This is a genomic window from Dyadobacter sp. SG02 (genome assembly GCF_900109045.1).
Taxonomy (GTDB): domain Bacteria; phylum Bacteroidota; class Bacteroidia; order Cytophagales; family Spirosomataceae; genus Dyadobacter.
This window is the reverse complement of record NZ_FNYL01000025.1, coordinates 33858-40839: the sequence shown is the minus strand read 5'-3', so window position 1 is coordinate 40839 and position 6982 is coordinate 33858. Positions and strand designations below refer to the sequence as shown.

Here is a 6982-nt window from a genome sequence, read left to right as displayed (position 1 = left end):
CAAGTAAATGTGGACCTGGAAAGACATAAACAGCAGGCAGACGAGTTACTGAAAAGTGAAGAGGGAATCCAGAAACGAAAAAAGCGGTGCTTTGATGTCGAACCTGTCTTCGGCAATATCAAGCATAACCACAACTTTCGCCGGTTCATGCTCCGTGGCAAGCAAAAGGTTGAGATCGAATGGGGATTGATTGCGATAGCACAGAATATCAGGAAGAAGGCAGCTTAGATAGGCTTGATCTAGCTCAGGAACTGCCCATGCCGCTAAAATCTTATACCAATCGGAAAACACGTTTGTAAACCATTTAAAACAGAAGCCCGTCCCAAAAATGATTTGAGACGGGCTCGAATAAAATTATCGTGGGAGTTTGATTTTTTCATCGTAGCGCTTTTTTAGCTCGGCCAGGGATTTGTCGTATCCTGCTCTGTCAAAAAATGCTTCCGGGCGGTATGGGTCGGTTGGTTTATGTTTTTCGTGCAGGTCAAACTGGCTTGCGTGCGACGAGAGCCAGATATCGAACTGTTCGTTCTTCATAATGGCCAGCGTTTTGGCATAATCCTTCCCAACCTCGGGGTAACCGGGCATGCCCGACAATTTCGTCTCGTCCAGAATGCTCGGCATATTGGCGATCAGTACTTTGTAAGCACGTTTTTCGTCCCTTACCGTGAATGAAAAACTGCTCGCGCCGGGCGTATGGCCGGGATGGTGTAAGAGTTTTACCTGCATCGTGCCCAGTTTGACAATTTCCCCGTTTTTCAGCAACTGATCGGCCTGCACGGGTTCGAAACTCTCGCCATGGCTGCCTAATGCGTAATCGGAAGCACCGCCGTCGGCCATGGCTTTGGCATCTTTTTCCTGGATCATCAATTTGGCACCGGTAGCTTTTTTAATAGCCGCCATTCCCGCCACATGGTCGTAATGCGCGTGTGTGGCAAGCAGTATTTTAATGTCTTCGAATTTGAAACCCAGTGCCTGCACATGCTTGCGGATAAGCGGTACCGACTCTTCGAGGCCGGTGTTGATCAATATATGGCCCTTGGGCGTGGCAATGAGGTAGCAGGCCAGGTCGTAAGTGCCTACGTAATACAGGTTACCGGCAATGCGGAAAGGGCGGTAGTCTTTCGACCATTCGGCCTGGACGAAGGGCGGTTTGTAGGTTTTGGTTTGTGCCTCGGATGCGAAAGGGGCGAGCAATGCACCAGCAAGAAGTGTTGTTAAGAGTGTTTTTTGAAGCTTTGGCATAGGAGATGGATGGTAAGCGGGCAAAGATAGACGGGAGGGGGCGGTAATGCAACCCGCGGCGACCATGATCTATGTTCAGCCGCAGGCCATCGCCGGTCAAATAGCGCCATCTTAACAAACTGATAATAAATGCATAAACTCCGCGAAAAGTGAATGGCTGTTCTTTGTGCTACTATTCACTTAATCAGTTTACATTCACCATGAAGCCTTTATTTACTTACTCCGCATTGGCCGGCTTGCTCGCGCTTGGCGCATGTACGGACCACCGCGATCCGAACAGCCCGGACATTACCCTGCAAAACCGCTCGGTAACACCTGTTTTGGCCAAATTGCTTCCAGGTGCTACTTCCGGACGTGTTGCGGCCAATACCGTAAACCTTTATTCACTCCTGAGCAGCGACGATCAACTCGAACAATCTCCCGCCTACGTTTTCGGTGGATCGGCAGATGGTGCCGGCCTTTTCCAGAATGCCGATGGCAACTATACGATCCTGGTAAACAATGAAGACAATTTCGCCGTATCGCGCATTACGCTCGACAAAGGTTTCAAGCCTGTAAAAGGGGAATACGTGCTCAATTCCGACGGGGGGACCTGGCGTTTGTGTTCGGCTACATTGGTAACGCCTGCCGAGCATGGTTTTGGCCCTGTTTTCCTTACTTCGGGTGAAAGCGGACAGGAATCACGTACGCACGCGCTGAACGTGGATGCGAATGTAAGCCAGGCGAATATCTCCCGCGAGGTAGCTGGTCTTGGCCGTTGGAGCGCTGAAAATGCTGTTCCGCTTCCTAAAACTGCCTATCCGGGCAAAACCGTGATCGTGATCGGCGACGACGATTCGGATGTGAATGCAGGCCAGGTGGCCATGTATTTGTCGAATACCGTGGGTGACCTCGACAACGGCTCGCTTTACATGATGAAACGTGCCGACAATAATCAGAAGGAAATGGATATGAAGCCGGGCTCGGCCTATGATGTGGAGTTTGTCAAAATCGATAACCACAAGACCTTGACGGGAGCGCAGATCAACGGAAAAGTGAATGATCTGAAAGCTATTAAATTCGGACGCGTGGAAGATGTGGATTATCGTAAGGGCGGAGCCGCACAAGGCCGCGAGGTAATTTTCGCTGTAACGGGCCAGGATAACAGCGGTGTTAATGCCGATTATTCACGTTCGAAATACGGCCGCATTTACCGCGTGGTACTCGACGCGAATGATCCGCTCAAAGGCAAACTGGAAGTATTGATCGACGGCGACGACCGTACCGGTATCGCCAAAACATTCCAGAACCCGGACAACGTTTGCGCGACGTTCGACTACGTCTACATCATGGAAGACCCGAACGGTTACGGCGACGAAAAGCATGATGGTTATGTATACCAATTCAATCTCAATACTAAAAAACTCACTCCTGTACTGGAAATCGACCACCGTCGTACCGAGGCTGATGCGGCCAAATACAATGTGGGCGGTACGTCTACATTCGGTTCATGGGAAAGCAGCGGGATGATCGACGTGTCGGATGTTACCGGCCGTCCCAACACATTCATGCTCGGCATTCAGGCGCACACATGGCGCGGTGATAAATATAAGGGAGTCGATGGCGGCTCGGTCCGGAAATCGGAGAACCAGGCCAGTCAGCTGATCCTCATTGAAGGTCTGCCTCGTTAATTACATAGTTTTCAGACTCCTGGCCGGAATTTTCGGGCCAGGAGTTTTCCTTTTGCATCAATACCCGTTCCTGCACCATGCTGAAATTCGAACGTAACCCCAATTCATTCATTTACCGCCACAGGAGGCTGCTATTTTCCCTATTCCTGATCATCGTCATCCCGCTGGTCGTATGCCTGATCTGGTGGCTCACACGCCCGGAGGTATCCCCCGCAGAAGGGGTAAAACGGACTTTCATGCAGAATATCACCGCATTCGACAGTGCCGTGAGCCGCTTGCAGGCCGATATCCGCGCGAAACGTCCGGCAGCCATTCAGGCATCTTTCCGACGCGCCCGCATTGCCTACAAGCGCGTCGAATTCATCTCCGCCTATTACAGTCCCGAAACCACCCGCGCCCTCAACGGCCCCAATATCCCCGAAGTGGACGACGACCTGCGCGTGAACGAGCCCCAGGGTTTTCAGGTTCTGGAAGAAATGGTGTTTCCCGAGGTCGCTACGGATGCTTATCCCGACATGCTGCACGCCGCCAACGTCATCCGTGCCAATGTGAACCGCCTGCGCAAGATTTCAGAGACTAATGAATTGACAGACAGTCATATATTCGATGCTATGCGACTCGAAGTTTTCCGGGTGGTGTCGATGGGTATCACCGGGTTCGATTCGCCCGTTGCATTTCACTCTCTGCCCGAGGTCGCCTCGGCGCTTGGCAGTGTGCAGCAGCAGCTGACACATTATACTTCCCAAAGTGCGGACAATGGGCTGGCCATCCGGCTCGACAGTGCCTTCAATGCGGCCATCGCGTACGTGCGCAAGTCGCGGGATTTCAATGCGTTCGACGGGCTGGAATTTATTAAGGAATATGCGAATCCGCTCAGCAGCCGGTTGCTCGATGCGCAGAAGGCGCTGGGTATTCCTGTTTTTGCCGAAAAAAGATTACTGTCCCCGTCCGCGCGTACGCTTACGGATTCAGGCGTTTTCAATGCTGATTACTTCGTCAACTTTGAAGAGCAGACTATGACCTCGCAACGCGTTGCATTGGGTAAAATGCTGTTTTTCAATCCAATACTATCCAATAATTCGGGCCGTACGTGTGCTACCTGCCACCAGCCCGATAAAGCATTTACCGATGGTGAGCCAAAGAGTTTCGCGATCGGTTTCAATGGCATTCGGATCAGCCGCAATGCGCCTACTTTGCTCAATGCCTCATTTCAGGCAGCTCAGTTCGCCGACTCGCGCGTAACCTTTCTCGAAGACCAGGCCAGCGACGTCATCCGCAACCCCGAGGAAATGCACGGCTCGCTACCCGACGCCGTGGCGGCGCTCCGCAAGCAGGACGAATCCCGTCGCCTTTTTGAAAAAACCTATTCCGACGGCGTAACCGAAAGCAACCTCAAAAACGCCATCGCCAGCTACATCCGCTCGCTTTCCTCTCTCGATTCGCGCCTCGACCGACATTTCCGCGGTTCCGGGAATGCATTGACCGTCGAGGAAAAGGCCGGTTTTAACCTTTTTATGGGGAAAGCCAAATGCGCTACCTGTCATTTCTTCCCGCTTTTCAACGGCACCGTGCCGCCTGCCTACCTCGAAACCGAAAGCGAAGTACTCGGCACCCCGGCAACTGCCGAGGGAAAGACCGTCGACCCGGACGTTGGCAAATTTGTACTCACCAAACGCGAGCCGCACCGTTACGCATTCAAAACACCCACTATTCGCCACGTCGCGCTCACCGCACCGTATATGCACAATGGTGTTTTCAAGACACTGGAAGAAGTCGTCGATTTCTACGATCGTGGTGGCGGGAATGGTTTAGGGTTTAACCTGGAAAACCAGACATTGCCGTTTGATAAACTCGATTTGAAAGATTCAGAAAAAAAGGCGCTTGTAGCATTTATGAAAATATTGTAACGACAATTTAAACGACCAACGTTTTACATTCAATTTTTTAAAACATTACTGACAATAGGTTGTCATTCTGGTGCGATTTCTTTGAAGTGAAATTAATATTCACTTCAAACAACAACCCTATGAACACGATCATCAGCAATGGTACGCCGATCAGTTACAATGTGTATGGCAGCGGCCCCGCTACGTTGCTTTTCGTCCACGGCTCTTTCATCGACCAGACCTATTGGAAAGAGCAGGTTTCTTTTTTCAAAGAGAAATACAAAGTCGTGACGATGGACCTGGCCGGCCACGGCGAATCGGGAACGAACCGGGAGGAATGGACGCTTCGAGGCATGGCAGAGGATGTCGTTAACCTCATCAAAGAATTGCGACTCGACGACGTGGTCCTGATAGGACATTCGCTTGGCGCAAACCTGATCCTGATGGCCGCCACCGCCTTTCCCGAACCAGTTATCGGCTTCATTGCAGTCGATAATTTCAAAAACCTTGCAACACCACTTCCTCCTGAATACGACAGCCAGGTCACGGAGATCATCGAAAGCTCCAAAAAGGCCTATGCCGATACTAATGAGCATTACGCCCGGATGGCACTATTTACGGCTGGTACGCCGCAATGGATTACCGACAAGGTGGTGAGCGCGTTCCGCAATTCCTACGAACCGATGGGCCGGCAGACTTTGCCTCAATTTTTTATAATGGATCAGATCGAACGGGAAGTTTTGCCTTTATTGAAACCCAAAATGAACCTGATCAATGTCAACTATATGCCGACCAACGTGGAGGCTCTGAAGAAGAATGCCGTGAATGGCTATGCATTGATCGAGATTGCCGGTACGTGCCATTACCCGATGCTCGAATCGCCGAAGGCGTTGAACGAGGCGCTCGACGAGGTGATCGATGGGGTGTTGGAAGCAAAAATCACGGCGTAATACCTGCCAGTCGTGCGTATTCGGATTCCAAAGTTTGAATCTCGGCGGGAGATTTGGCGAGGTCGAGCGCCCGGCGGTAATGTTCCGCGGCTTTTGGAACGGAAACGGGGGCGTAAAGGTAGCCGAGTAATGCGTGGTAGTAGGTGTTGCCTACCAGTCCGAGCTTTTCGGCTTCCGCCAGTCCGGCTTCGTGACCATACACTTTGGCGAATGCAAATGTCCGGTTAAGCGCCGTCGCAGCTGAGTATTCGATGACGATCAGCTGGTTGTATAAATGCAGGATATGAGCCCATTTCGCCGTTTCGGGTGGTGTGGTATGCCAGTAGGCAATACCGGCTTCGATGTGGTATTTGGAAACCGCATTCCCCGAGCAGGCGTTGACGAGGTAATAATGTCCGCGGTCGATCTGCTCCTGGTCCCACAGACTTTGGTCTTGTGCTTCGAACAGAATGGTATGGCCGTTGTCGTTCAGCCGCGCTTCGAACCTGGAACTTTGGTAGCACATCAGGGCAAGCAGGGCTTCCACCTGGCGCGCATTGGTGAGCGGGTTGTCCGCGAGCATGAGCGTGAGGCGCATCGCCTCCGCGCACAGGTCCTTGCGTATGAGGATGTTGCCGGATTTGGAAAAATATCCCTCATTGAACAGCAGGTAAATCGTTCGGAGTACCACGTCGAGGCGCGCCTGAACGTCGGCAGGCTGTAAAGTACCTATTTGAAACTGGTCGTTGCGCAGGTTGGTACGTGCCCGCAAGAGGCGTTTCTTAATCGCCTCCGGTTTGGCAAGAAACGCGTCGGCGATTTCGGCAATACTGAAACCGCAGAGGATTTGCAATGCCAGGCTGATCTGGCTTTCGGGCGAATTGGCGGGGTTGCAGACGGCGAATATCATCGCGAGCTGGCTGTCGGCGATTGTTTCGGTGGTGAAGTCGAATGCCGGTTCCGCGTGGTCAGGGCCGCGCAACAGGGTGGGAGAGACTTGCGTTTCGAAAATGCGGGTATGTTTGAGGTAATCCTTCGTTTTGTTCCTCGCCACGGTGTACAACCAGGCCGTCGGGTTCTCCGGTATGCCTTGCGAGGGCCAGGTTTCGGAAGCTTTCAGGAACGTCTCGCTCACGATATCTTCGGCGATTTCAATATGTTTTAACCCAAAATGACGGCACAAGACCGCCGTCATTTTGGTATACTCTTTTCTGAAAAGTCCGGGCAGTATTTCGGTTTTTTCAGTCATTTCTAA

Annotated in this window: 6 protein-coding genes; 4 read left to right on the top strand and 2 right to left on the bottom strand. The window is 51.8% G+C overall.

Features of this window, described 5'->3' with window-relative positions:
* Positions 1 to 228, top strand: a 228-nt coding sequence (locus BMW93_RS34565; protein ID WP_143061713.1) for a transposase, incomplete at its 5' end; no start/stop codon positions are given.
* A 126-nt stretch (positions 229 to 354) separates the two neighbouring features.
* Here the strand turns inward: BMW93_RS34565 and bla are convergent.
* Complete coding sequence (gene bla / locus BMW93_RS34560; protein ID WP_090387317.1) at positions 355 to 1242, bottom strand: subclass B3 metallo-beta-lactamase; 888 nt, start codon at positions 1240 to 1242, stop codon at positions 355 to 357.
* A 200-nt stretch (positions 1243 to 1442) separates the two neighbouring features.
* On the opposite strand from bla, the gene BMW93_RS34555 reads away from it, so the two are divergent.
* The 3 genes from BMW93_RS34555 to BMW93_RS34545 all read left to right on the top strand — a co-directional run bounded on the left by BMW93_RS34555 (position 1443) and on the right by BMW93_RS34545 (position 5748).
* Positions 1443 to 2912: a hypothetical protein gene (locus BMW93_RS34555; RefSeq protein ID WP_090387328.1), complete on the top strand. Its 1470-nt coding sequence runs from the start codon at positions 1443 to 1445 to the stop codon at positions 2910 to 2912.
* Between the two features lie 77 nt (positions 2913 to 2989).
* Positions 2990 to 4819 carry a cytochrome-c peroxidase gene (locus tag BMW93_RS34550; protein WP_090387315.1) on the top strand — a complete coding sequence of 610 codons (1830 nt, stop codon included), beginning with the start codon at positions 2990 to 2992 and terminating at the stop codon, positions 4817 to 4819.
* A 119-nt stretch (positions 4820 to 4938) separates the two neighbouring features.
* A complete protein-coding gene (locus tag BMW93_RS34545) occupies positions 4939 to 5748 on the top strand; it encodes an alpha/beta fold hydrolase (RefSeq protein WP_090387312.1) in 810 nt (269 codons plus the stop codon).
* On the opposite strand, the gene BMW93_RS34540 is transcribed toward BMW93_RS34545, so the two are convergent.
* Positions 5738 to 6976, bottom strand: a complete 1239-nt coding sequence (locus tag BMW93_RS34540; protein WP_090387310.1) for an RNA polymerase sigma factor — start codon at positions 6974 to 6976, stop codon at positions 5738 to 5740. The genes BMW93_RS34545 and BMW93_RS34540 overlap by 11 nt on opposite strands.
* Positions 6977 to 6982 lie beyond the last annotated feature (6 nt).